Here is a 24793-nt window from a genome sequence, read left to right on the forward strand (position 1 = left end):
GGTCTTACTTCTCCTCGGTGGTGCGGGCGTGGCTGACGGCGGGTTCGTTGCCGCCCAGCAGGAGGTACAGAACGGCCATCCGGATGGAGACTCCGTTTGCGACCTGCTCGACGACGGTGCAGCGCTCGGAGTCGGCGACCTCGGCGGTGATCTCCATGCCGCGGACCATCGGGCCGGGGTGCATCACGATGGCGTGCTCGGGCATCTTCGCCATCCGCTCGCCGTCGAGTCCGTAGCGCCGCGAGTACTCGCGCTCGGTCGGGAAGAACGCGGCGTTCATGCGCTCACGCTGGACGCGGAGCATCATCACGGCGTCGGACTTGGGGAGGACGGCGTCGAGGTCGTACGACACCTCGCAGGGCCAGTTCTCGACGCCGACCGGCACCAGGGTGGGCGGGGCGACCAGGGTGACCTCGGCGCCGAGCGTGTGCAGCAGGTCGACGTTGGAGCGGGCGACCCGGCTGTGCAGCACGTCGCCGACGATCGTGATGCGCTTGCCGGCCAGGTCCTGCCCTTTCCCGGCGTCCCGGCCGACCAGGCGGCGGCGCATGGTGAAGGCGTCCAGGAGGGCCTGGGTGGGGTGCTGGTGGGTGCCGTCGCCGGCGTTGATGACGGCCGCGTCGATCCAGCCGGAGTTGGCGAGCCGGTAGGGCGCTCCGGAGGCACCGTGCCGGATCACGACGGCGTCGACGCCCATCGCCTCCAGGGTCTGGGCGGTGTCCTTCAGGGACTCGCCCTTGGAGACGCTGGACCCCTTGGCGGTGAAGTTGATGACGTCGGCGGAGAGGCGCTTCTCGGCCGCCTCGAAGGAGATACGGGTCCGGGTCGAGTCCTCGAAGAAGAGGTTGACGACGGTGCGGCCGCGCAGGGTCGGCAGCTTCTTGATCGGCCGGTCGGCGACCCGGGCCATCTCCTCGGCGGTGTCGAGGATCAGGACGGCGTCGTCGCGGGTGAGGTCGGCGGCCGAGATGAGATGACGCTGCATCTGTCAGGCTCCGTAAGGAAGTTCACATATCGGGAGATTGCGGGCAGGAAGGGGCGCACCGGGGTGGTGCGGGCCCCTCGGCCTGCTACGGGGTCGGCTTCGCACCGAGCAGCACGGTGTCGCGACCGTCCTCCTCGGCGAGCAGGACCTTGACCGTCTCCCGCAGCGACGTGGGGAGGTTCTTGCCGACGTAGTCGGCGCGGATGGGCAGTTCGCGGTGGCCGCGGTCGACGAGGACCGCCAGCTGGACCGCGCGGGGGCGCCCGATGTCGTTCAGGGCGTCGAGGGCGGCGCGGATGGTGCGGCCGGAGAAGAGCACGTCGTCGACGAGGATCACCAGCCTGCCGTCGATGCCGTCACCGGGGATCTCGGTGCGGGCCAGGGCACGCGGCGGGTGCATGCGCAGGTCGTCGCGGTACATGGTGATGTCGAGCGAACCGACGGGCATCTTGCGGTCGGTGATCTGCTCCAGCTTGGCGGCGAGCCGCTGGGCGAGGAAGACGCCGCGGGTCGGGATGCCGAGGAGCACCACGTCGTCGGCGCCCTTGGCGCGCTCGACGATCTCATGGGCGATGCGGGTCAGCACCCGCGCGATGTCCGGGCCCTCGAGAACGGGCCGCGCATCGGAAGCCTGCGCCGCGGCGTCGGGCTTTTCCTGCCTGTCGAGCTTTTCCTGCTTGTCCATACGAAACGGACCCCCTTCTCCGCCTCACGGGACGGACTTTAAAGGACGTCGGATTTGCGCCATCAACGGTAGCAGGTGGCGGAGAGGGCCCTGATCACCCCCCTGGCCTAACCGGACATCGCTACCACGGAAGAGTCGGTGCGGACCATTCGGCTTGACGCAGCAGAGTAACGCTGCGTAACCTCACAGTGAGTTACCAGCCGCGCGGCGGGAACCAAGGCCGGCCGCGTCGACACAGTGTCCGGGGAGCTATATGTCCAGCGAATACGCCAAACAGCTCGGGGCCAAGCTCCGGGCCATCCGCACCCAGCAGGGCCTTTCCCTCCACGGTGTCGAGGAGAAGTCCCAGGGGCGCTGGAAGGCCGTGGTGGTCGGTTCGTACGAGCGCGGCGACCGTGCCGTGACCGTACAGCGGCTTGCAGAGTTGGCGGATTTCTACGGGGTCCCGGTGCAGGAGCTGCTGCCTGGCACCACCCCCGGCGGTGCCGCCGAGCCCCCGCCGAAGCTGGTCCTCGACCTGGAGCGGCTGGCCAACGTGCCGGCCGAGAAGGCGGGACCCCTGCAGCGCTACGCGGCGACCATCCAGTCCCAGCGCGGTGACTACAACGGCAAGGTGCTGTCGATCCGCCAGGACGACCTGCGCACACTGGCCGTCATCTACGACCAGTCCCCCTCGGTCCTCACCGAGCAGCTGATCAGCTGGGGAGTCCTGGACGCGGACGCCCGCCGCGCGGTAGCCGCGCACGAAGAGGCCTGAGCCTTACAGCGACTGAGCAGAAACGTGCCGCCGGGGTGGCCGGAACCTGACGGTTTCGGCTGGCCCGGCGGTTCTTCTTGCGACAGCTGACACGAGCTTTTGACGCAGGCCAGAGGCAGCCCCCAGGGGCGCTGGGGGTACCCCCGGCCGAAGGCTGGGGGAGGAACTGCGCGACAAGCCACAGACGACCGTCAGCCGCCCGACCACCGCACCACCCACCCCATTGGGCACACAAACGCCGGAAGGCCCGCAGCGGCTTGCTGCGGGCCTTCCGGCGTTCCGTCGGCTACGCCTCGCGGCGCAGCGACGGCTTCAGCTCCTTGAGACGCCCCAGCAGTCCGTTCACGAACGCCGGCGACTCATCCGTCGAGAACTCCTTCGCCAGCTGCACCATCTCGTCGAGGACGACGGCGTCCGGCGTCTCGTCGACCCAGATCAGCTCGTACGCGCCGAGGCGCAGGAGGTTGCGGTCGACGACCGGCATCCGGTCCAGCGTCCAGCCGACCGCGTACTGGGCGATCAGCTCGTCGATACGCGTGGTGTGCTCGGCGTAGCCCTCGATCAGCTGCATCGTGTACTCGCTCACCGGCGGCTGCCGGGTGTCGTCCCGGGAGAGCCGGATCCAGTCCGCGAGGACGGTCAGGACGTCGGCCCCGCGCTGGTCGCCCTCGAAGAGGATCTGGAAGGCGCGCTTGCGGGCCGTGTTGCGGGCAGCCACGGTTAGCTGTTCACCCGGCCGAGGTAGTCGCTCGTGCGGGTGTCGACCTTGATCTTCTCACCGGTGGTGATGAAGAGCGGGACCTGGATCTGGTGGCCGGTCTCCAGGGTGGCGGGCTTGGTGCCGCCGGTGGAGCGGTCGCCCTGGACGCCCGGCTCGGTCTCCTGGATGGTCAGCTCGACGGCGGCCGGGAGCTCGACGAAGAGCACCTCGCCCTCGTGCTGGGCGACGACGGCCGTGAAGCCCTCGATCAGGAAGTTCGCGGCGTCGCCGACGGTCTTCCGGTCGATGTGCAGCTGGTCGTACGTGTCCATGTCCATGAAGACGAAGTAGTCGCCGTCCATGTACGAGAACTGCATGTCGCGCTTGTCGACAGTGGCCGTCTCGACCTTGACGCCGGCGTTGAAGGTCTTGTCGACCACCTTGCCGGACAGCACGTTCTTGAGCTTGGTGCGCACGAAAGCGGGGCCCTTGCCGGGCTTGACGTGCTGGAACTCGACGACGGACCAGAGCTGGCCGCCTTCGAGCTTGAGCACCAGGCCGTTCTTGAGGTCGTTCGTGGAAGCCACGGTTGCGGAATCTCCTGGACTGACGTGGACGACCCCGGGGCACGCACCTTGCCTAGAGTGCGAGCAGCTCCTTGGTCGTGATGGTGAGTAGCTCGGGTCCGCCGTCCGCCTCGGGGCGCACGACGAGCGTGTCATCGATCCGGACGCCGCCCCGGCCCGGGAGGTGGACCCCCGGTTCGACGGTGACCGGCACGCAAGCGTCCAGTTTACCCATGGCTGAAGGGGCCAGCTGCGGGTCCTCGTCGATTTCGAGTCCGACGCCGTGTCCGGTGAGCGGCTGGAGGCCTTCCGCGTGGCCCGCGGAGCCCAGTACCTGCCGGGCGGCGCGGTCGACGTCGCGGTAGGCGGCGCCGGGCACGAGGCTCTCCCGGCCGGCCCGCTGGGCGGCGAAGACCAGGTCGTAGAGCTCGATCTGCCAGTCGGCGGGCGAGGTGCCGATGACGAAGGTACGGCCGATCTCGCAGCGGTAGCCACGGTAGGTGGCGCCGAGGCAGACGGAGAGGAAGTCGCCCTCCTCGACCCGCCGGTCGGTGGGGCGGTGGCCGCGGCGGCCGGAGTTCGGGCCGGTGGCCACGGAGGTGGGGAAGGCCGGGCCGTCGGCGCCGTGGTCGACCAGGCGGCGCTCCAGCTCCAGGGCGAGGTGGCGTTCGGTACGGCCGACGAGGATCGATTCCAGCAGTTCGCCGAGGGCCTGGTCGGCGATCTCCGCGCCGATGCGGAGACAGGAGATCTCCTCCTCGTCCTTGACGACCCTGAGCTGCTCGACGGCGCTGCCGAGGTCGGTCAGGCGGAGGCCGGGGGCGACGGAGGCGAGGGCGCGGTGCCGGGCCACGGTGAGGTGGTGCTCCTCGACGGCGAGCGCGTCGGCGTCCTGGGCGGCGGCGAGGTCGGCGGCGGCGACGGCGGGGTCGCCGCCGGGGCCTGCCAGGAGGTGCGGCCGCAGGGACTCGTCGGGGCGGTCCTCGGTGGGGCGGTCGTCCAGCGGGCCGGGGCAGACGAGGAGGTCCTCGCGTCTGCCGAGGAGCAGGACGGAGCCGTGGGGGGCGGCGCCGGCGAGGTATCTCACGTTGGCCGGGTGCGAGATGACGGCGGACTGGCTGCCGGCCGCGTGGCAGCGTTCCCTCAGCCTGGTTCGGCGGGCCGCGTACACGTCTGACATGAGTCGAGCGTAGGAGGGGTGGGCGGTTTGTGCCGGTTGAGGGGGGCCGAGTGGGGTGGCGGGGCGCCGTTTTCGACTGCGGGTGCGTGGAGGTTTTGCGCAGTTCCCCGCGCCCCTCGAAAGACCGGTCGCGTTCCGGCTGACCGCCGGTGGGGGCATTCGCGGAGATCCTCGCGCCCTTCGAAAGACCGGTCGCGTTCCGGCTGACCGCCGGTGGGGGCATTCGCGGAGATCCTCGCGCCCCGGGGTTTCTCCGGTGGGCCCTCGTTAGCAGCGGGGGTTCTCCCGTGGGCCCTCGTTACCAGGTTGGGGGGCTGGCTATTGCTCGGGTCAGGACCTCGTCGAGGACTCTGGCCGTTGTGGGGACGTCGAGCTGGGAGTTGTCGATGATCGGGAGGCCGGAGCCGTACCAGCCGGCCATGCGGCCGTGGATGCGGGCCACCTCCTCGTCGGTGAGGCGGCGGTTGCCCGTGCGTTCCGCGTTGCGCTCCAGGACGATGTCGAGGCCCGGGAGGAGGACGACCGGGAGCAGGCCGGGGCCGACGTGGCGCTTCCAGCCGCCGAGGCCGACGACCGGGCGGTCCGGGAAGACCGCGTCGTCGAGGATGCACGAGATGCCGTTGGCGAGGAAGTTGCGCGCGGCGAAGCCGCAGGTGCGGCGGGCGAGGCGGTACTGGGCCTCGGAGTGGTCGTTCCACCCGGACTGGGGGTCGGCGAAGCCGGAGCGGACCCATTCGCGGACGTCGTCGAGGCTGATGTGGGCGGTGGGGACCCGGCGGTGGTCCGCCCAGTACTTGGCCACGCTGGTCTTGCCCGCGCCGGCCGGACCGATCAGGAGGACGGCCAGGGTGGTGGTCGTCGGGTCGGGGACCGTGGCGGCGGGGGGCGTGCTCGGCATGCCCACCGGGGCGCCCGGCGGCAGCGGGACGTGGCCCGTGGTGTCGGGCGGCGGCGGGGCCGAGGGAAGCGGTGGGAGCGGCGGCTGCGGGGGCGCGGGCGGTGGCGGCGGCACGGGCGCGGGGCCCTGCGGCGCTCCCGGGTGCTGTGCGGCCGGCTGCCAGCCGGTCGGTCCCTGCCCCGGCTGATGGGGGGGCGGCAGCGGAGATCCCACTGCGTGCTGCATCCGGTGCCACTCCGTCTCGTCATGTTCGGCTGCGCTCGTTACCGAACGGTACCGCCCCCGGTGGTCGTTTGGTGAAACGGCCGGGGGCGGTCCGAAGTGCCCGTTCCACGCGGCGAATCGGGCGGAAGGAACAGTGGCGGACCTACTGCCCGACCTCGCCGTACGCGGCGAGCAGCACGGCCGGGTCCGGGCCCTCCAGGACGGTCGGCTTGGCGAGGCCGTCCAGGACGATGAAGCGGAGCAGGTCGCCGCGGGACTTCTTGTCGACCTTCATCGTCTCGACCAGCTTGGGCCACTGGTCGTAGCGGTAGTGCAGCGGAAGGCCGACGGACTCCAGGACCGTACGGTGGCGGTCGGCCGTCGCGTCGTCCAGGCGGCCGGCCAGCCGGCCCAGTTCCGCGGCGAAGTGCATGCCGACGGCGACCGCGGCGCCGTGCCGCCACTTGTAGCGCTCGTTCTTCTCGATGGCGTGGCCGAGCGTGTGGCCGTAGTTGAGGATCTCGCGCAGACCCGCTTCCTTGAGGTCGGAGGAGACGACCTCCGCCTTGACCCGGATGGAGCGCTCGATCAGCTCGGCCGTGTGCGCGCCCGCCGGGGTGCGCGCGGCCTCCGGGTCGGCCTCGATGAGCTCCAGGATCACCGGGTCGGCGATGAAGCCGGCCTTGATGATCTCGGCGAGCCCGGAGACGTAGTCGTTGACGGGGAGCGAGTCCAGGGCGGCGAGGTCGCAGAGCACGCCCGCGGGGGGGTGGAAGGCGCCGACCAGGTTCTTGCCCTCGGCGGTGTTGATGCCGGTCTTGCCGCCCACCGCCGCGTCGACCATGGCCAGCACGGTCGTCGGGACGGCGATCCAGCGGACCCCGCGCAGCCAGGTCGCGGCCACGAAACCGGCGAGGTCCGTGGTCGCACCGCCACCGACACCGACGATCACGTCGGAGCGGGTGAAACCGGACTGGCCGAGCGCCTTCCAGCAGTAGGCGGCGACCTCGGCGGTCTTGGCCTCCTCGGCGTTGGGCACCTGGATGGCGACGGCCTCGTAGCCCTGCCCGGCCAGGTCGGCGCGGAGCGCGTCGCCGGTCTCGGCGAGCGCCTCGGGGTGGATCACGGCCACCCGCTTCGCCTTGTCCCCGATCAATCCGCCCAGCTCGCCGAGGAGCTGACGGCCCACCAGGACCTCGTACGGCTCGGTGCCCGCCGTGCCGCCGACCTGGATCCGGGTGACTGCGTCGCTCATGCTTCCTTCAACTCCAGTGCGTCCAGGGCTGCTTGGGTGACCTCTTCGGGCGTACGGCCGTCGGTCGCCACGACGGCCGTGGCGACCTCCTCGTACAGGTGCCGCCGCGCCTCCATCAGCTCGCGCCACTGCTTGCGCGGGTTGATGGCGAGCAGCGGCCGGGCCGCGTTCAGGCCGGTGCGCTTGACGGCTTCCTCGACGTCCATCGACAGGTAGACCACCCGGCAGTCGGCGAGCAGAGCACGGGTCTCCGCGTCGAGGATCGCGCCCCCGCCGAGCGCGAGGACGCCCTCGTGCTCGGCCAGCGCCGCCCGCACCGCCCGCTTCTCGATCGCCCGGAACACCGGCTCGCCCTCGGCCACGAAGATGTCGGCGACGGTGCGGCCCTCGGCGGCCACGATGTCGTCGTCGGTGTCCCGGTAGCCGACCCCGAGCCGCTCGGCGAGCAGCTCCCCGACCGTGGACTTGCCCACACCCATCGGCCCGACCAGCACCACCCTCGGCGCGCTGGTCACCGGATGGCCAGGTTCTCGAGGTACGACCGGACGTTCCGCCGGGTCTCGGGGACCGAGTCGCCGCCGAACTTCTCCGCGACCGCGTCCGCCAGGACGAGCGCGACCATCGCCTCGGCCACGATCCCGGCCGCCGGCACAGCCGAGACGTCCGAGCGCTGGTGGTGGGCCTGGGTGGCCTCGCCGGTCGCCACGTCCACGGTCTGCAGAGCGCGCGGCACGGTCGCGATCGGCTTCATCGCGGCCCGCACCCGCAGCAGCTCACCGGTGGAGAGGCCGCCCTCGGTGCCGCCGGCCCGGCCGGAGACCCGGCGGATGCCCTCCGGCGTGCCGACGATCTCGTCGTGCGCCCGGGAGCCGGGCACCCGGGCCAGCTCGAACCCGTCGCCGATCTCGACGCCCTTGATCGCCTGGATGCCCATCAGGGCCCCGGCGAGCCGGGCGTCCAGCTTGCGGTCCCAGTGAACGTGCGAGCCGAGACCGACGGGGACGCCGTACGCCAGGACCTCCACCACACCGCCGAGGGTGTCGCCGTCCTTGTGGGCCTGGTCGACCTCCGCGACCATCGCCTTCGACGCGTCCGCGTCCAGGCAGCGCAGCGGGTCGGCGTCCAGCTTCTCGACGTCGGCCGGGGTGGGGTAGACGCCTGCCGGGGCCTTCACCGAGCACAGCTCGACCACGTGCGAGACGATCTCGATGCCCGCCGTCTCCTTCAGGTACGACCGGGCGACGGCGCCCAGCGCCACGCGGGCCGCGGTCTCCCGGGCGGAGGCCCGCTCCAGGACCGGCCGGGCCTCGTCGAAGCCGTACTTCTGCATACCGGCCAGGTCGGCGTGGCCGGGACGGGGCCGGGTCAGCGGGGCGTTGCGGGCCAGCCCGGCGAGGATCTCCGGGTCGACCGGGTCGGCCGCCATGACCTGCTCCCACTTGGGCCACTCGGTGTTGCCCACCATGATCGCGACCGGGGAGCCGAGGGTGAGGCCGTGCCGGACACCGCCGAGGAAGGTGACCTCGTCACGCTCGAACTTCATGCGCGCACCGCGGCCATAGCCGAGCCGCCGCCGCGCCAGATGGTCGGCGACCATCTCGGTCGTGATCGGCACGCCGGCGGGAAGGCCCTCCAGCGTCGCGACAAGTGCGGGACCGTGGGACTCCCCCGCGGTCAGCCAACGCAGCCTGCTCAACGATGCTCCTCAGTGCTCGCGCCCTGGTACTGCCCTGCGTACGCGCGTCCTCGCGTACGGCGACGGCCGACCGGGTGCGCGGTCCCCGGTCCGTCATGTCCGATCCTCCCACGTCCGGGCCCTGGACCCGGTCCCCGGTCCAGCAGACGGACGCGGATCTGTCAGGTCAGCGCTCGGCGAGCGCCTTCTCCCCGGCCCGCCGCATGGCGTCCAGCGGCGCCGGGGCGCGGCCGGTCATCTGTTCGACCTGGAGCACGGCCTGGTGCACCAGGAGGTCGAGGCCGCTGACGACGGCGCCTCCGAACATGGACCAGCGGGCGGCCAGGGCGGTGGGCCAGGGGTGGTAGAGGACGTCGAAGAGGGTGGTGGGGCGCTCCGGTACGGCGGCGGCGAGGGCGTCGGTGGTGCCGGCGGGGGTGGTGGCGATCACCAGCGGGGCGTGCAGGGCCTGCTCGGCGTCGGCCCAGTCGGCGGTGCGGACCTCGACGTCGAGCCGCTCGCCCCAGTGCCGCATCTCGGCGGCGCGCTCCTCGCTGCGGACGTAGGCGACGACCTCGCCGGTGCAGATCCGGGCCAGGGCGGCCAGGGCGGAGGAGGCGGTGGCGCCGGCGCCGAGGATCGCGGCGGAGCCGACCTGTTCGATGCCGTGCTCGCGGAGCGCGGCGACCATGCCCGGGATGTCGGTGTTGTCGCCGAGGCGTCGGCCGTCCTCGGTGAGGACGACGGTGTTGACCGCGTCGACCGAGGCGGCCGTCTCGCTGATCTCGTCGACCAGCGGGATGACCGCCCGCTTCAGCGGCATGGTCAGCGACAGCCCCGCCCACTCCGGTCCCAGCGTCCCGAGGAAGCCGGGCAGTGCGGCCTCGTCGACCTCGAAGCGCTCGTACGACCAGTCGGTGAGGCCGAGTTCGTCGTACGCGGCCCGGTGCAGCACCGGGGAGAGGGAGTGGGCGATGGGCTTACCGAGCACGGCGGCCCGGCGGGCGTCAGTTGCCCGAGTTGGCATTGAATTTTTCCTTGAGCTGCTGGAATTCCGCGTAGGTCTTCGCGAATTCGGTGTTGTTCTGGCCGTCGGTCGCCACGAAATAGATCCAGCCGTCGTCGGTCGGGTTCAGTGCCGCCTTCAGCGCGTCCTCGCCCGGGTTGCCGATCGGACCGGGCGGAAGCCCCTTCTGGGTGTACGTGTTGTACGGGTCCCGGTTGCTGTTGATCTCCGACTCGCTGATGTGGATGTTGCTGGTGCCCTTCAGGTAGTTGAAGGTCGAGTCGAATTGCAGCTTCTGGTTCGTCTCGGTGTTCGTGGCCTTGAGACGGTTGTAGATCACTTCCGCCATCTTGCGGAAGTCGTCGTGTGTCTTTCCTTCGGCCTGGACAAGGCTCGCGACGGTGATGACCTGCAGCGGGCTGTCCAGGTCGTACTTCTTGGCCTCCGCCTCCAGGTCGTAGCCGGCGTACTGCTCCTTGGCCGCGGCGACCATCTGTTTCAGGATCGCGTCGGGCTTCATGCCCTTGGCCGCGGGATAGGTACCGGGGTAGAGGAATCCTTCCAGCGGATCCATGATCTTGCTGTTGGAGTTCGCGTAGCTCGGCAGGCCGAGGTTCTTGTACTCGGCCTTGGCGATCTTCTTGGAGGAGCCGGCGGAAAGGCCGAGTTTCTTGTCCAGGTCCACATAGACGCGCGCCGCGCGCTCACCCGGGGTGACCACCACATTGGCCTGGCTCTTCGGGTCGAGCATCAGCAGCACGCAGCTGGCGGCGGACATCTCCTTCTTGAGGGTGTAGGCGCCCGCCTGGATCGTGTCGCCCTTCGAGTTCTGCGACTGCGCGTGGACGAACGCGTCGACGCTCTTGACGACACCGGCTTCCTTCAGCCGGCGGCCGATCTCGTATCCGCCCGCGCCCTTGGGGATCTGGACGGTCACGGTCTCGCTGCTGCCACTGCCCGCGTAGTCCGGGGCCGCGCCGAAACGATTTTGGTAGAAGTGCCAGCCGAAATAGCCGACGGTGGCCGCACCGCCGCCGAAGACCAGGCAGACCACCAGGCAGGCGCAGCCGCTGCGGCGCTTCTTGGCGCCCTTGCCACCTTTGGCGTCCTTGCCGCGGCCACCACCGCGGCGCCCTTTCGGGTCGTCGTCCCCGTCGTCGTCCCCGTCGTCGGCGCCCGTGAAGAAGGGGTGCTGCTCTTCCTCCTCCTCGACGGCCGGCTCCGGCTGCGGTTCCGGCTCGGGGCGCCGGCGGCCGGGCGGCTCCGGGGGCGGGTAGGCGTCCTCGGTGCCGTAGAAGTCGGGCTGCTCGGCGCCGTAGGCCACGGGCTGCTGGCCGTAGGGGTCGCCCGGGTCGGCGGCGTAGGGGACGTGGCCGTGGGTGCCGGTCGCGTCCCAGGTGCCCTGGTGGTACTGCTGCGGTGCATGGCCGACGTACTGCTGGTCGTACTGCTGCTGGCCCTGCCCGTGGGTGTGCCCGCCGTGTCCGTCGGCGTACTGGAGTTGGCCCTGTTCGTCGTAGTACGCGTACTGCTGCTGGTCGTACCCGGCCTGCGGGTGCTGGCCCCAGTCGCCGTACTGCTCCTGCTGCGACTGCTGCGGGTAGTGCTGCGGCTGGCCGCCGTAGGGGGACTGCTGACCCACGTGGGCCTGCTGTCCTCCCCACCCGTCGTCCCCGTACAACGGGTCCTCCGGGTGCCACGGTTCGGAGCCTGGGCCCCGGCCATACTCAGTCATCGATCCCCTAGAGCCGCGAGGCGGCGCGTCACGCGGCTGGTGGGCCGACCGACCGTTCCGCCTCTTGCTGTGCGGTGGCTGTTCGAAAACCATCGCATCGCGCGGAACGTTACCGTATCGCGATCAGATGACTACTTCGACGCCCTCGCCGGGTGGTTTACCTGACACCCGTTCGGATTCCAGTGCCTGCTGAAGGATGATGACCGCCGCGGCCTGATCGATGACCGAGCGGCCTTTCTTGCTCTTCACTCCAGAAGCGCGCAGCCCCTGACTGGCCGTCACCGTCGTCATCCGCTCGTCGACCAGCCGGACCGGCACCGGCTGGATGCCCTTGGCGAGTTCCTGGACGAAGGCCCTGACCTTGACGGCGGCCGGGCCCTCGCCTCCCTTGAGGGAGCGTGGGAGACCGACGACGACCTCGACCGGTTCGTACTCCTCGACCAGCTGCCGCAGCCTGCGGTGGGCCGCCGGGATGTCCCGGCCGGGGACCGTCTCGACCGGGGTCGCGAGGATCCCGTCGGGGTCGCACGAGGCAACCCCGATCCGGGCATCCCCGACGTCGATCGCGAGTCGACGTCCTCTGCGCATTTCCGACCGTTTCCTTACTTGGCGGTCTCGGTCACGAGGCGTTCGACGGCGTCGATGGCCTCGCCGACCGCGGCCGGGTTCTGGCCGCCGCCCTGGGCGACGTCCGGCTTGCCGCCACCGCCCCCGCCGAGGGTCTTGGCGGCGGTGCGGACCAGGTCACCGGCCTTGAGGCCGCGGTCACGGGCGGCGTCGTTGGTGGCGATGACCGTGAGCGGCTTGCCGTTGTTGACCGTGAACAGGGCCACGACCGCGGCCCGTCCGCCCTGGATGCGGCCGCGCACGTCGAGGACCAGCTTGCGCAGGTCGTCCGGGGTGGTGCCGTCCGGGACCTGCCCGGTGACGACGGCGATGCCGCGGACGTCCTTGGCGGACTCGACGAGACCGCCGGCGGCCTGCAGCACCTTCTCCGCGCGGAACTTCTCGATCTCCTTCTCGGCGTCCTTCAGCTTGCCGAGCATGGCGGAGACCTTCTCCGGGAGCTCCTCCGGACGGCCCTTGATCAGCTCCTGGAGCTGGGCGACGACCGTGTGCTCACGGGCGAGGAAGTTGTAGGCGTCGACGCCGACGAGGGCCTCGATACGGCGCACACCCGAGCCGATCGAGGACTCGCCGAGCAGCTTCACCAGGCCCAGCTGGGAGGTGTTGTGGACGTGCGTGCCGCCGCACAGCTCCTTGGAGAAGTCGCCGATGGTCACCACGCGGACCCGCTCGCCGTACTTCTCGCCGAACTCGGCGATGGCGCCCTGCTTCTTGGCCTCGTCGATGCCCATGATGTCGGCGCGCACGTCGAGGTCGCGGGCGAGCACCTCGTTGATCTTCTGCTCGACGTCGGTCATCACGGCCGTCGGGACGGCGGACGGGGAGCCGAAGTCGAAGCGGAAGCGACCGGGCTGGTTCTCGGAACCGGCCTGGGCGGCCGTCGGGCCGAGGGCGTCGCGCAGCGCCTGGTGGGTGAGGTGGGTGGCCGAGTGGGCGCGGGCGATGGCGGTCCGGCGCCGGGAGTCGATCGAGGCATGGGCCTTGGCTCCCACCGTCACCTCGCCGACCTGGACGACGCCCTTGTGGACGTAGACGCCCGGGACCGGCTTCTGGGTGTCGCGGATCTCGATGACGGCACCGGAGTCGACCCTGATCCGCCCGGTGTCGCCGATCTGGCCGCCGCCCTCGGCGTAGAACGGGGTGCGGTCCAGGACGATCTCGACCTCGTCGCCCTCGCCGGCGGCCGGGGAGGAGACGCCGTCGACGAGGATGCCGACGATCGTGGTCTCGCCCTCGGTGTCGGAGTAACCGATGAAGTCGGTCTCGCCGGTCTTGTCGGCGATCTCACGGTAGGCGCCGGCCCCGGCGTGCCCGGTCTTCTTGGCCTGGGCATCGGCCTTGGCGCGCTCCCGCTGCTCCTTCATCAGGCGGCGGAAGCCCTCCTCGTCCACCGAGAGGCCCTGCTCGGCGGCCATTTCGAGGGTGAGGTCGATCGGGAAGCCCCAGGTGTCGTGGAGCAGGAACGCCTTGTCGCCGGCCAGCACCGAGCCGCCGGACTCCTTGGTCTCGGTGACGGCGGTGTCGAGGATGTTCGTGCCGGCCTTCAGCGTCTTGAGGAAGGCGTTCTCCTCGGCGACGGCGACCTTCTCGATGCGCTCGCGGTCGGTGACCAGCTCGGGGTACTGCTGGCCCATCATCCGGATCACGGTGTCGATCAGGTCGAGGACGACCGAACCGGTGGCGCCGAGCAGGCGCATGTTGCGGATGGCGCGGCGCATGATGCGGCGCAGCACGTAGCCGCGGCCCTCGTTGCCGGGGGTGACGCCGTCGCCGATGAGCATCACGGAGGTGCGCATGTGGTCGGTGACCACGCGCAGCGAGACGTCCGAGGCGTGGGCCTCGCCGTAGTGGACCCCGGTCAGCTCGGTGGCCTTCTTGATGACGGCCATCGAGGTGTCGATCTCGTACATGTTCTGCACGCCCTGCAGAATCATGGCGAGACGCTCCAGGCCGAGGCCCGTGTCGATGTTCTTGCTGGGCAGCTCGCCGAGGATCTCGAAGTTGTCCTTGCCGATGCCCTCGCCGCGCTCGTACTGCATGAAGACGAGGTTCCAGATCTCCACGTACCGCTCGTCGTTGACGGCGGGGCCGCCCTCGACGCCGAACTCCGGGCCGCGGTCGTAGTTGATCTCGGAACACGGTCCGCACGGGCCGGGGACGCCCATGGACCAGTAGTTGTCCTTCATGCCGAGGCGCTGGATGCGCTCCTTGGGCACACCGATGACCTCGTGCCAGATGCGCTCGGCCTCGTCGTCGTCCTTGTAGACGGTGATCCACAGCCGGTCCGGCTCCAGGCCGTAACCGCCCTTGTCCTGGGGCGTGGTGAGCAGCTCCCAGGCGTACTTGATGGCGCCTTCCTTGAAGTAGTCGCCGAAGGAGAAGTTGCCGCACATCTGGAAGAAGGTGCCGTGCCGGGTGGTCTTGCCGACCTCTTCGATGTCGGGGGTCCGCACGCACTTCTGCACGCTGGTGGCGCGCGCCCACGGCGGCTTGACCTCACCGAGGAAGTAGGGCTTGAAGGGCACCATGCCGGCGGGGACGAGGAGCAGAGTCGGGTCGTCCGCGATGAGCGACGCCGAAGGGACGACGGTGTGCCCGCGCTCCTCGTAGAAGCTCAGCCAGCGGCGGCGGATCTCAGCCGACTCCATCAGTGGTCCTCATTCCGGTTGTACGAGTACGTCGTCCTGTCATCGGCGTACTTCGGGTTGCTGCGGTTCTCGATGGCGGCGAGCCGCCGGGGCGCGGGGAGCTCGGGATTCGCGTTGATGCCCAGCGCGTCGCCCAGCTCTTCCTCCCGCTGGGCCATGTTGTCGCGGACGTCGAGCGCGAAGCCGACCGCCCGGTCCTTGATCCGGTGCCCGGTCTCCAGGGCCTTGTTCGCGGCGGTGGCGGCGAGGCTCTCGGGGGTCAGCTGCTTCAGTTTGCGGTTGACCTTGGTGGTGGCCCACACTCCGGCGGCGACACCGGTGGTGAACCAGAACGTACGGCGGAACATATGGCCTGGCTCCTACTTTCCCCGGTTCTTCCGACGTGCGGCGGGGACGGTCCGGCCCACGATCACCGTACGCCTGGGCTCCTTCACGGGCACGTCCGCCTTGCGGCCGGCCAGCGCCCGGCGCACGCCGTAGCCGAAGGCCGCGACCTTGACCAGCGGGCCGCCGAAGGTGGAAGCGACCGTGGTGGACAGTGCGGAGGCGTTGGACGTGACCTCCTGGACGTCGGAGGCGATCGCGTCGACCCGGTCGATCTGGGTCTGCGCGGAGCGTACGGCCGCGGAGGCGTCGGCGAGCAGCGGGACGGCCTGGTCGGTCACGTCCGCCACGAGCTTGGTGGTCGCCTTGAGCGTCTGGGCCAGCCTCACGAGAGCCACCGCGAGGAAGGAGACCAGGATCGCCCAGAAGACGGCCACCAGGATCCCGGCCACCTCTCCACCGGACACCGCGCGCACCCGCTCCCTGTCTCGTACCTGGACCACGTGGATCGACCACCGCGTGGATCAACTACCGCGTGGATCAACTACAACGTGGAACTACCTCGAAAAGTCTGCACCGAGCCTATCGCGCCGGGGCTCGGGGTCCGTACCGGATTACCACGCGCGGAAGGTGGAGTCGCGGGAGGCGATTGTACGGACCGAACACGCTTGAGTACGCTCCGTGTCCCATGCGAGGTCCTCAGCGTCCCGGCCCTTCGGCGGACGGCAATCTGCCCCTGGAACTGACCGCCTTCGTGGGCCGCTCGGCCGAACTCGGCGAGCTGTCCAGGGCCCTGGAGTCCGGCCGGCTGGTGACGGTGACCGGGGCCGGCGGGGTGGGCAAGTCCCGGCTGGCGGCCCGGGCGGCGGCGGGCGCGGCGCCCCGGGACGGGGTGTGGCGGGTGGAGCTGGCTCCGGTGCGCGATCCGGAGTTCGTGGACTACGCGGTCGTGGAGGCGCTCGGGCTGACCGACCACACCACCCGGCTACCCCGCGAGACGCTCCTCGAGCAGCTGGCCGGCCGCCGGATCCTGCTGCTGCTCGACGGGGTCGAGCACCTGGTCGACGCGTGTGCGGAGCTGGTGGCCGAGCTGCTGCGGCGGCTGCCGGACCTGGCCGTGCTGGCGGTGGGCCGGCGGCCGCTCGGGGTGGCGGGCGAGCTGCTGTTCCCGCTGGGACCGCTCGGCGAGGACGAGGCGGTGGAGCTGTTCGCCGAGCGAGCCGGGCGGCAGGGGCTTCAGGTGCGGGACTGCGCGGAGGTGCGGGAGGTGTGCCGGCGCCTGGACGGGATCCCGCTGGCGGTCGAGCTGGCGGCGGGGCGGCTGCGGGCGCTGTCGCCGGGGCAGTTGCTGGAGCGGCTCGACGACCGGTTCCGGCTGCTCACCGGCGGCGGCCAGGACGCGCTCCCCCGCCACCGGACGCTGCGCACCGCGATCGGCTGGAGCCACGAACTGTGCACGCCCGCCGAGCGGTTGCTGTGGGCCCGGCTGTCGGTGTTCGCGGGGGCCTTCGATCTGGAGGCCGCCGAGTACGTGTGCAGCGGGGACGGGCTGGCGGCCGAGGAGGTCCTGGACGTGCTGGCGGAGCTGCTCGCCCAGTCGGTGGTCTCCCGTGCGGAGACGGGGTCGGGCGTGCGCTACCGGATGCTCGACACCGTGCGGGCGTACGGCGCGGACTGGCTGGCGGCGGCGGGGGACGCGGGGCGGCTGCGGCGCCGGCACCGGGACTGGTTCATGGGGCTGGCGACCTGGTGCGAGCTGGAGTGGTTCTCGCCGCGGCAGGACGAGGTGGCCGCGCGGGTCGAGGCCGAGCTGCCGAATCTGCGGGCGGCCCTGGAGCACTGCCTGACCGAGCCGGACGAGGCGCATCTGAGCCAGTGTCTGGCGGGCTCGCTGTGGTTCTGCTGGGCGGGCTGCGGGCGGCTCTCGGAGGGGCGGCGCTGGCTGGAACGGAGTCTGGAGCTGGACTCCGGATATCCGCAGTCCCGGCTGAAGGCACTGTGGGTGCTCGGCTATGTGGCGATCCTCCAGGGCGACGCGGTGCCCGCCCTTGCCGCGCTCCAGGAGTGTCGTGCGGAGGCCGAGCTGGCCGCCGACCCGGCCGCGGTGGCGTACGCGGAGCACCGGACCGGCTGTCTGGCACTGGTCACGGGCGACATGGCGCGCGCGGAGACGCTGCTGCGCTCGGCCCTCAGCCGCTACCAGGCGATCGGCGAGCTCAACAGCAATGTCCTGATGGGGCAGGTCGAGCTGGCGATGACCAGGGCGTTCCGCGGCGATCTGGCGGACGCGGTACGGCTGTGCGAGGACGTGCGCCGGGTGTGCGAGGACCACGGCGAGCGCTGGGCCCGCTCGTACGCGCTGTACGTGCTGGCGTACGCGGCCTGGCAGGACGGCGAGCACGCGGCGGCCCGGGAGCTGCTGACCGACTGTCTGGGCCACGCCCACGGTTTCCGTGACCTGCTCGGCTCGGTTCTGTCGATCGAGCTCCTCGCCCTGGTGACGGTGGCGCAGGGCGACCCCGCGGAGGCGGCGGTGCTGCAGGGCGCGGCCGGGCGGATGTGGCCGTCGGTGGGACTGCCGCTGTTCGGCTCGGCCCACTACAACGCCCCGCACGAACTGTGCGAGGCGACGGCCCGGCGGGCGCTGGGCGAGGAACGGTACGCGGAGTGCGTACGGCAGGGGGCCGGGCTGGACCGGGAGGCGGCGGTGGCCCGGGCGCTGGGGTACTTCGGGGTACGGCCGCTGGACGCGCTGCCCGCGCCGCGCGGGCCGGTACCGCAGCGGCGGGACGGCACCGACATGCGGAAGCCCGCCGCCTCGCCCACCCGGAAGGGCGGGGAGACGGCGGGCTGACGCTGAGGTGCTACACCCGGCCGGTGATCAGCGGGCGTAGTACTCGACGACGAGCTGCTCGTCGCAGATGACCGGAACTTCCTTGCGGTTCGGCTCGCGGTCCAGGCGGAACGCCAGGGCCTTGAGGTTCACCTGCAGGTAGCGGGGGGTCTCGCCGTCGGGGGCGAAGCCGCCCTCACGGGCGATCTGGAAGAGCGTCTTGTCCTTGGAGCGGTCGCGGACCTGCACGACGTCGTCCGGGCGGACCCGGAAGGACGGCTTGTCGGTCTTCTGGCCGTTGACCTGGATGTGGCCGTGGACGACCATCTGGCGGGCCTGGTAGATCGTGCGGGCGATGCCCGAACGCAGGACCAGCGCGTCGAGGCGGCGCTCGAGCTCGACGATCAGGGCCTCACCGGTCTTGCCCTGCACCTTGGAGGCACGCTCGTAGGCGCGGACCAGCTGACGCTCGGAGATGTCGTACTGCGCGCGCAGACGCTGCTTCTCCAGCAGACGGACCTTGTAGTCCGAGTTCTGCTTGCGGCCGCGGCCGTGCTCACCCGGCGGGTAGGGGCGGGCCTCGAAGTACTTGACGGCCTTCGGGGTCAGCGCGATGCCGAGGGCACGCGACTTCTTGACCTTGGGGCGGGACTGGTTCGCCACTGTCTCTTTCTTCCTTCTGATATTCGGCTTGTCAGGGTTGAGGGAGGTCGCAATCCGCAGCCGGGGAAACCCGCCGGATCCCGTTGCCGGGCCTGGTGGGCAGCCGCTCCCCTGGTCTGGGCACATACGTGCAGCACGCGAGTGGCCCACCGACCGGTCCCGTCGTCTTGGACCCGACGGATGGTGGTGGGCTGCCCGCGACACCGTTCGACGGTGCGCGACGCTCCTGGATCCCCCTGCCGGGGGTTCCGGCCGACTGTCCCGCTCTGACTGCGCGGGACTCGGCGCTTCGGGGAAGTCTACAGGCTGCTCAGGACCGCCTGCGACCGAGGTGCTTCCTGGTCCACTCGACCGCGTCGGCGTACCGCGCCTCGGAGCCGTGCCGGGTCGGGGTGTAGTACTCCCGGTCCCTGACCGTGTCCGGGGCGTACTGCTGCTCGGCGATGCCCTCGGGCAGGTCGTGCGGGTAGACGTAGCCCTGCGCGTGCCCCAGCTTGGCGGCGCCCTTGTAGTGCCCGTCGCGCAGGTGCGGGGGCACCTGGCCGGCCAGGCCCTTGCGGACGTCCTCCAGGGCGGCGCCGATCGCGGTGGTCGCGGAGTTGGACTTGGGGGCCAGGGCGAGGGCGATGGTGGCGTGGCTGAGGGTGAGGGCGGCCTCGGGAAAGCCGATCATGGCGACGGCCTGGGCGGCGGCCACGGCTATCGGGAGGGCGTTCGGGTCGGCGAGGCCGATGTCCTCGCTCGCCGAGATCATCAGGCGGCGGGCGATGAAGCGGGGGTCCTCGCCGGCCTCGATCATGCGGGCCAGGTAGTGCAGGGCCGCGTCGACGTCCGACCCCCTGATGGACTTGATCAGGGCGCTGGCGACGTCGTAGTGCTGGTCGCCGTCGCGGTCGTACTTCACCGCGGCCCGGTCGACGACCTCCTCCAGGGTGCCCAGGCCGATCTCCGTCTCGCCCTTGTCGAGGGCGGCCCCGGCGGCGGCCTCCAGGGCGGTCAGGGCGCGGCGGGCGTCGCCGCCGGCGATGCGCAGCAGGTGCTCCTCGGTGTCCCCGGGGAGGGCGACGGCCTCCTTCAGGCCCCGCTCGTCGGTGAGGGCCCGCCGCAGCAGGCCGCGGACGTCGTCGTCGGTGAGCGGTTCGAGGGTGAGGAGCAGGGAGCGGGACAGGAGGGGGGAGATCACGGAGAAGTACGGGTTCTCGGTGGTCGCGGCGATCAGGGTGACCCAGCGGTTCTCGACGGCCGGGAGCAGGGAGTCCTGCTGGGCCTTGCTGAAGCGGTGAATCTCGTCCAGGAAGAGGACGGTCTCCTTGCCGTAGCCCCCGGTGGCGCGGCGGGCGCCGTCGATGACCGCGCGGACCTCCTTGACGCCGGCGGTGATCGCGGACAGCTCCACGAACCGCTTGTCGGTCGCCTTGGAGACGACGTACGCCAAGGTCGTCTTACCGGTGCCGGGCGGCCCCCAGAGGATCACGGAAGACGGTCCGGCCGGGCCGCCGGAACCCGCGCCGACCAGTCTGCGCAGCGGGGATCCCGGCTTGAGCAGGTGCTGCTGGCCCACCACCTCGTCGAGGGTGCGCGGGCGCATCCGCACCGCCAGGGGGCTCCCGGTCGGGTCCTTCTCCTGGCGTTCTTCTGCGGCGGCGGTGAACAGGTCGGGTTCCACGCTGAAACCCTAAGTCACGGCACTGACAATCCCGCCGGGCCGCCGGTGGCCCCGGTCGTCAGCTGGTCCAGAAGTCCCACCAGCGGGTCAGGATCAGCATGCCGATGATGCCGATGTGCAGGACCGGCAGCACCCAGGTGAACTCGCCGAAGAACGACTTCAGCCAGTTCGGGGTCGGCAGGAAGCCCTTGCGGATGTTGAAGGAGGTCACGTACCAGAACATGGTGATCGTGGCGACCCAGGCCAGCGAGCACCACAGGCACAGCGCGTTGATCCGGTACAGGGACTGGAACTGCAGCCAGGTGCAGAAGCCCACGCCGAAGAGCGTGCCGAAGTTGAAGGTCAGCCAGTACCAGCGCGGGAAGCGGGCGCGGGCCAGCAGGCTCATGCCCACGCAGATGACGATGCCGTAGCAGACCAGGCCGAGCATCGGGTTCGGGAAGCCGAAGGCGGCGGCCTGCTTGGACTCCATGACGCTGCCGCAGGAGACCACCGGGTTGAGGCTGCACCCGGGGGTGAACGTCTTGCCCTCGACCTTGGCTTCCAGCAGCTTGAACTTGTCGATCGTGATGACCCACGCGGCCAGCAGTCCGGCGGCGCCGGTGATGATCAGCAGCAGCGCGAAGGCGCGACTGCCGCCCTCCGTGCGCGGTGCCGCGGAAGCGTGCTCGGGCTCGGGCTCGGTGGAGACGTCCTTGACTGTCGTCTTGCTCATCACGCCGATTCCGTCTGTTTGAGAGTTGGAACTTCTTCGGGCAGGGGCCATTGTGCCGCACGAGGCGCCCTGTCCACCGTTCGGTGGACATAAGGAAGTACGCACGGTCGTCCCGGATCGCTCGGTTCCGGTCGATGCTCGGAGCCATGACAGCACAGGGACACGAACTCGCGGTGGACGTCCGCGGGCTGCGCAAGCGGTACGGCGACGTGACCGCGGTGGACGGCATCGACCTGGGCATCCGGCGGGGCGAGGTGTTCGGCCTGCTCGGACCCAACGGAGCGGGCAAGAGCACGACGGTGGAGATCCTCCAGGGCAACCGGAGCCGGGACGCCGGCGACGTGTCGGTGCTGGGCGCGGACCCGGCGACGGGCACGCGCGCGTGGCGGTCCCGGGTGGGCATCGTCTGGCAGGACGAATCGGCACCCGCCGAGTTGACGGTCCGCGAGACGGTACGGCACTTCGCGCACTACTACCCGAGGCCGCGCGACCCGGAGCTGGTGATCGGCCTGGTGGGCCTCGAGGCCAAGGCCGACAGCCGGATCAAGGCCCTCTCGGGCGGCCAGCGCCGCCGCCTGGACGTGGCGCTGGGCGTGATCGGCGACCCGGAGCTCCTGCTGCTCGACGAGCCGACGACCGGTTTCGACCCGGCGGCCCGGCGGCAGTTCTGGGACCTGATCCGGCTGCTCGCGGACGAGGGCACGACGATCCTGCTCACCACCCACTACCTGGAGGAGGCCGAGGCGCTCGCGAACCGGCTGGCGATCGTCGCCGGGGGCCGGGTGGTCGCCGAGGGCGAGCCGCAGGCGCTGCGGGACCGCTTCGGCACCGGTGCCACCGTCGAGTGGACCGAGCCCGACGGCACCGCGCGCGCGGAGCACACCGAGACCCCGACCAGGAAGGTCGCCGAGCTGATGCGCCGCTTCGACGGCGAGATACCCGGGCTGCGGGTGAGCCGCCCCACCCTGGAGGACGTCTACCTCCGCCTGACCGGACAGGAGAGCGCGCGATGACCACGACCACCACGGTGTCCGTACGGGCCCGCGGCGACGCCCGCCTGCCGGGCGCCTGGGCCCTGGGCGTGCGCCGGGGCGCCCTGGAGATCAGGCAGTTCTTCCGCCAGCGCGACCAGGTGGTCTTCACCTTCGCCTTCCCGGTCGTCTTCCTCTTCCTGTTCGCCTCGATCTTCCACGACGACGTCCGGGGCAGCGGCGTCACGGCGTCCCAGCTCTACGTGCCCGCCATGATGGCCTCCGGGATCATGTCCACCAGCTTCCAGTCGCTGGGCATCTCGATCGCGGTCGAACGCGACGAGAAGGTGCTGCGCCGGCTGCGCGGGACGCCGATGCCGCCGTCGGCGTACTTCCTGGGCAAGATCTGGCTGGTTCTCTTCACGGGCGTGCTGGAGACCGCGATCCTCCTCGCCGTCGGCACGACGCTCTACGACGTCTCGCTCCCGTCGGACGCCGGGCGCTGGCTGGACTTCGCGTGGATCTTCGTGCTGGGCCTGACCGGGTGCGCGCTGCTCGGCATCGCGATCAGCTCGGTGCCGAAGTCGGCGAAGAGCGCCAGCTCCGTGGTCGTACTCCCCTTCCTGGTCCTGCAGTTCATCTCCGGCGTGTACATCTCGGTCGACACGATCCCCGGCTGGATGCTGGACATCGGTGCCCTGTTCCCGCTGAAGTGGCTGTGCCAGGGGCTGCGCGGGGTGTTCCTGCCCGACTCGGCGAAGGTCCTGGAGCAGGCGGGCGACTGGGAGTTCGGGCGGATCGCCCTGGTGCTGGCCGCCTGGTGCGCCGGAGGATTGGTGCTGTGTCTGCTGACCTTCCGGTGGAAGAACCGGCGCGACGGATGACCGGCCGGGGCACGGCGCGCGGCGCCCACGCCTGGGACCGCACGATCCGGCTGTGGGACGTGTACTTCGCGGTCGCGTGGGCGGCGACCCTGGCCTTCGTGCTCGGCGCGGAGTTCCCGGGGTGGCCGGTCCGGCTCGTCGCGGCGCTGCTGCTGGTGCCGTTGGTGCCCTGGTACCTGATGGTCGGGCGGGCGCTGATCCAGCTGGAGCAGCCGGCCGAGCGACTGACGACGCCTTACCTGGCCGGCGCGATGGTGCTGTTCCTGCCGTCGGCGGTGCTGGTCGGCGAGACCCGGCTGATGGCGTTCGCGCTGATCCCCCAGTGCTTCATGACCCTGCGCCGGCGCAGGGCGCTGATCGCCGTCACCGTGATCAACCTGGCGCCGGTGGCGGGCTGGGCGCTGCTGTGGCGGCCGGACGCGGCGGCCCTGTTCGGCAACCTCCTCTTCTCCACGGTGACGTTGGTGTTCTCCGTCGTGATCGGCAGCTGGATCATCCGGATCATCGAGCAGAGCGAGGAACGGGCCGAGTTGATCGCGGAGCTGGACGCCAGCCGGCACGAGGTCTCCCGGCTCTCGGCGGCGCATGGCGCCCTCGCGGAGCGGGAGCGGATGGCACGCGAGATACACGACACCCTCGCCCAGGGGTTCACCAGCCTGCTGATGCTGGTCCAGGCGGTCGAGGCGGAACTGGACCACGACCTGCCGCAGGCCCGCCGCCACCTGAACCTGATGGACGAGACGGCCCGGCAGAACCTCGCCGAGGCCCGTGCGCTCGTCGCCGGCGGCACACCCGCCGACCTGGACGGCGCCTCGCTGCCGGACGCACTGCGCCGGCTGGTGGACCGGCACGGGGCGGCGGGCCTGGACGTGACCGGCCCGGTACGGCCGCTGCCCGCCGGCGCCGAGGTGGTCGCGCTCCGCTCCTGCCAGGAGGCCCTGACCAACGCCCGTAAGCACGCGGGCAGTCCGGTCTCGGTCGGCATCCGGCTCTGCTACGACGCCGACAGCCTCACCGTGGCCGTCCACGACGACGGCCGCGGCTTCGACCCGGCGGCCGTGTGCTCCGGCTACGGACTGGCGGGGCTGCGGGCCCGGGCGGCCGAGGCGGGCGGGACGGCGACCGTGCGGAGCGCGCCGGGGGCCGGTACGACGGTGACGGTACGACTGCCCGTGGGAGGTGGTCCGCGGTGATCCGGATCGTGCTCGCCGACGACCATCCCGTCGTCCGCGAGGGGCTGCGCGCGATGCTCAGCGCCGAGCCGGACCTGGAGGTGGTGGCCGACGCGTCCGACGGGCCGCGGGCGGAGGCGCTGGCGGCGGAACTCCGCCCCGACATCGTGCTGATGGATCTGCGCATGCCGGGCGGCGGTGGCGTCGACTCGATCGTGCGCATGGCCGAGGCTGGACTGCCGTGCCGGGTGGTCGTGCTGACGACCTACGAGAACGACCGGGACATTCTCCGGGCGGTCGAGGCAGGCGCGGCGGGCTACCTGCTGAAGGACCTGCCCCGGGGCGAACTGGCCGACGCGGTACGGGCCGCTGCCCGGGGCGAGACCGTACTGGCCCCGTCGGTGGCGGCGAGGCTCGTGGACCAGCTCCGGGTCCGGCCGCAGCGACCGAGGTTGTCGGAGCGTGAGGTGGCGGTACTGCGCCTGGTCGCCGACGGCTGCACGAACGCGGAGATCGGCCGACGGCTCTTCATCGGCGAGTCGACGGTGAAGACCCACCTGCTGCGGGCCTTCGCCAAGCTGGGCGTGGACGACCGCACGGCTGCGGTCACGGGCGCGATGCGGCTGGGCCTGCTGGACTGACCT

The 24793-nt window shown here is 71.1% G+C and carries 24 protein-coding genes; 6 read left to right on the forward strand and 18 right to left on the reverse strand.

The genetic code is table 11. The features are described from left to right. Positions 1-4 precede the first annotated feature (4 nt). Positions 5-985: an aspartate carbamoyltransferase catalytic subunit gene (locus tag ACFY6U_RS45250; RefSeq protein WP_390047998.1), complete on the reverse strand. Its 981-nt coding sequence runs from the start codon at positions 983-985 to the stop codon at positions 5-7. An 85-nt stretch (positions 986-1070) separates the two neighbouring features. Further along, entirely contained in the window at positions 1071-1670 is a 600-nt protein-coding gene (gene pyrR, locus ACFY6U_RS45255) for a bifunctional pyr operon transcriptional regulator/uracil phosphoribosyltransferase PyrR (RefSeq protein ID WP_390048000.1), read from the reverse strand. Between the two features lie 253 nt (positions 1671-1923). On the opposite strand from pyrR, the gene bldD reads away from it, so the two are divergent. Beyond that, positions 1924-2427, forward strand: a complete 504-nt coding sequence (gene bldD / locus ACFY6U_RS45260) for a transcriptional regulator BldD (protein ID WP_390048002.1) — start codon at positions 1924-1926, stop codon at positions 2425-2427. A gap of 286 nt (positions 2428-2713) precedes the next feature. Here bldD and nusB read toward each other — a convergent pair whose 3' ends face one another. The 13 genes from nusB to ACFY6U_RS45325 all read right to left on the reverse strand — a co-directional run bounded on the left by nusB (position 2714) and on the right by ACFY6U_RS45325 (position 15721). Further along, the gene (gene nusB / locus ACFY6U_RS45265) at positions 2714-3145 is read right to left on the reverse strand and encodes a transcription antitermination factor NusB (protein ID WP_390048004.1); all 432 of its coding nucleotides are present in this window, start codon (positions 3143-3145) and stop codon (positions 2714-2716) included. Between the two features lie 2 nt (positions 3146-3147). Beyond that, positions 3148-3714 (reverse strand): elongation factor P, encoded by a 567-nt coding sequence (gene efp / locus ACFY6U_RS45270; RefSeq protein ID WP_181803274.1) that lies wholly within the window; start codon positions 3712-3714, stop codon positions 3148-3150. 52 nt (positions 3715-3766) lie between these two features. Beyond that, on the reverse strand, positions 3767-4873 hold the full coding sequence (locus ACFY6U_RS45275) for an aminopeptidase P family protein (RefSeq protein WP_390048006.1): 1107 nt from the start codon (positions 4871-4873) through the stop codon (positions 3767-3769). Positions 4874-5171: 298 nt separating this feature from the next. Next, entirely contained in the window at positions 5172-5996 is an 825-nt protein-coding gene (locus tag ACFY6U_RS45280; protein WP_390048008.1) for a Pro-rich N-terminal domain-containing protein, read from the reverse strand. A 142-nt stretch (positions 5997-6138) separates the two neighbouring features. Continuing rightward, positions 6139-7230, reverse strand: a complete 1092-nt coding sequence (aroB, locus tag ACFY6U_RS45285) for a 3-dehydroquinate synthase (protein ID WP_390048010.1) — start codon at positions 7228-7230, stop codon at positions 6139-6141. Continuing rightward, positions 7227-7709, reverse strand: coding sequence for a shikimate kinase (locus ACFY6U_RS45290; RefSeq protein WP_390048143.1), 483 nt, complete (start codon positions 7707-7709; stop codon positions 7227-7229). The genes aroB and ACFY6U_RS45290 overlap by 4 nt, the downstream gene beginning before the upstream one ends. A gap of 32 nt (positions 7710-7741) precedes the next feature. Beyond that, positions 7742-8926, reverse strand: a complete 1185-nt coding sequence (gene aroC, locus ACFY6U_RS45295) for a chorismate synthase (RefSeq protein ID WP_390048012.1) — start codon at positions 8924-8926, stop codon at positions 7742-7744. Positions 8927-9092: 166 nt separating this feature from the next. Then, the gene (locus ACFY6U_RS45300) at positions 9093-9932 is read right to left on the reverse strand and encodes a shikimate dehydrogenase (protein WP_390048014.1); all 840 of its coding nucleotides are present in this window, start codon (positions 9930-9932) and stop codon (positions 9093-9095) included. Next, complete coding sequence (gene mltG, locus ACFY6U_RS45305) at positions 9913-11646, reverse strand: endolytic transglycosylase MltG (protein ID WP_390048015.1); 1734 nt, start codon at positions 11644-11646, stop codon at positions 9913-9915. Before mltG ends, ACFY6U_RS45300 begins: the two co-directional genes overlap by 20 nt. Positions 11647-11769: 123 nt before the next feature. Then, complete coding sequence (gene ruvX, locus ACFY6U_RS45310) at positions 11770-12234, reverse strand: Holliday junction resolvase RuvX (RefSeq protein WP_351487751.1); 465 nt, start codon at positions 12232-12234, stop codon at positions 11770-11772. 14 nt (positions 12235-12248) lie between these two features. Continuing rightward, complete coding sequence (gene alaS / locus ACFY6U_RS45315) at positions 12249-14921, reverse strand: alanine--tRNA ligase (RefSeq protein ID WP_390048017.1); 2673 nt, start codon at positions 14919-14921, stop codon at positions 12249-12251. Continuing rightward, positions 14921-15268, reverse strand: coding sequence for a hypothetical protein (locus ACFY6U_RS45320; protein WP_293999699.1), 348 nt, complete (start codon positions 15266-15268; stop codon positions 14921-14923). The genes alaS and ACFY6U_RS45320 overlap by 1 nt, the downstream gene beginning before the upstream one ends. 12 nt (positions 15269-15280) lie before the next feature. Continuing rightward, entirely contained in the window at positions 15281-15721 is a 441-nt protein-coding gene (locus ACFY6U_RS45325; RefSeq protein ID WP_089103241.1) for a DUF948 domain-containing protein, read from the reverse strand. 212 nt (positions 15722-15933) lie between these two features. Between ACFY6U_RS45325 and ACFY6U_RS45330 the strand changes: the two genes are divergently transcribed. Beyond that, positions 15934-18099, forward strand: coding sequence for an ATP-binding protein (locus ACFY6U_RS45330; protein ID WP_390048020.1), 2166 nt, complete (start codon positions 15934-15936; stop codon positions 18097-18099). A 27-nt stretch (positions 18100-18126) separates the two neighbouring features. Here ACFY6U_RS45330 and rpsD read toward each other — a convergent pair whose 3' ends face one another. The 3 genes from rpsD to ACFY6U_RS45345 all read right to left on the reverse strand — a co-directional run bounded on the left by rpsD (position 18127) and on the right by ACFY6U_RS45345 (position 21122). Then, the gene (rpsD, locus tag ACFY6U_RS45335) at positions 18127-18741 is read right to left on the reverse strand and encodes a 30S ribosomal protein S4 (RefSeq protein WP_093505354.1); all 615 of its coding nucleotides are present in this window, start codon (positions 18739-18741) and stop codon (positions 18127-18129) included. A 310-nt stretch (positions 18742-19051) separates the two neighbouring features. Next, on the reverse strand, positions 19052-20407 hold the full coding sequence (locus ACFY6U_RS45340; RefSeq protein ID WP_351487743.1) for a replication-associated recombination protein A: 1356 nt from the start codon (positions 20405-20407) through the stop codon (positions 19052-19054). Between the two features lie 58 nt (positions 20408-20465). Continuing rightward, positions 20466-21122, reverse strand: a complete 657-nt coding sequence (locus tag ACFY6U_RS45345; protein WP_351487740.1) for a vitamin K epoxide reductase family protein — start codon at positions 21120-21122, stop codon at positions 20466-20468. Positions 21123-21268: 146 nt separating this feature from the next. Between ACFY6U_RS45345 and ACFY6U_RS45350 the strand changes: the two genes are divergently transcribed. From ACFY6U_RS45350 to ACFY6U_RS45365, 4 genes are read left to right on the forward strand one after another with little or no spacing between them, the layout of a single operon-like run. Beyond that, a complete protein-coding gene (locus tag ACFY6U_RS45350; protein WP_390048023.1) occupies positions 21269-22135 on the forward strand; it encodes an ABC transporter ATP-binding protein in 867 nt (288 codons plus the stop codon). Continuing rightward, positions 22132-22977 (forward strand): ABC transporter permease, encoded by an 846-nt coding sequence (locus tag ACFY6U_RS45355; protein WP_390048025.1) that lies wholly within the window; start codon positions 22132-22134, stop codon positions 22975-22977. Before ACFY6U_RS45350 ends, ACFY6U_RS45355 begins: the two co-directional genes overlap by 4 nt. Then, entirely contained in the window at positions 22974-24170 is a 1197-nt protein-coding gene (locus ACFY6U_RS45360) for a sensor histidine kinase (RefSeq protein WP_390048145.1), read from the forward strand. Before ACFY6U_RS45355 ends, ACFY6U_RS45360 begins: the two co-directional genes overlap by 4 nt. Beyond that, a complete protein-coding gene (locus ACFY6U_RS45365) occupies positions 24167-24790 on the forward strand; it encodes a response regulator transcription factor (protein ID WP_351487734.1) in 624 nt (207 codons plus the stop codon). The genes ACFY6U_RS45360 and ACFY6U_RS45365 overlap by 4 nt, the downstream gene beginning before the upstream one ends. Positions 24791-24793: the final 3 nt, after the last annotated feature.

The organism is Streptomyces sp. NPDC013157 (genome assembly GCF_042899865.1).
Classification (GTDB): Bacteria; Actinomycetota; Actinomycetes; order Streptomycetales; family Streptomycetaceae; genus Streptomyces.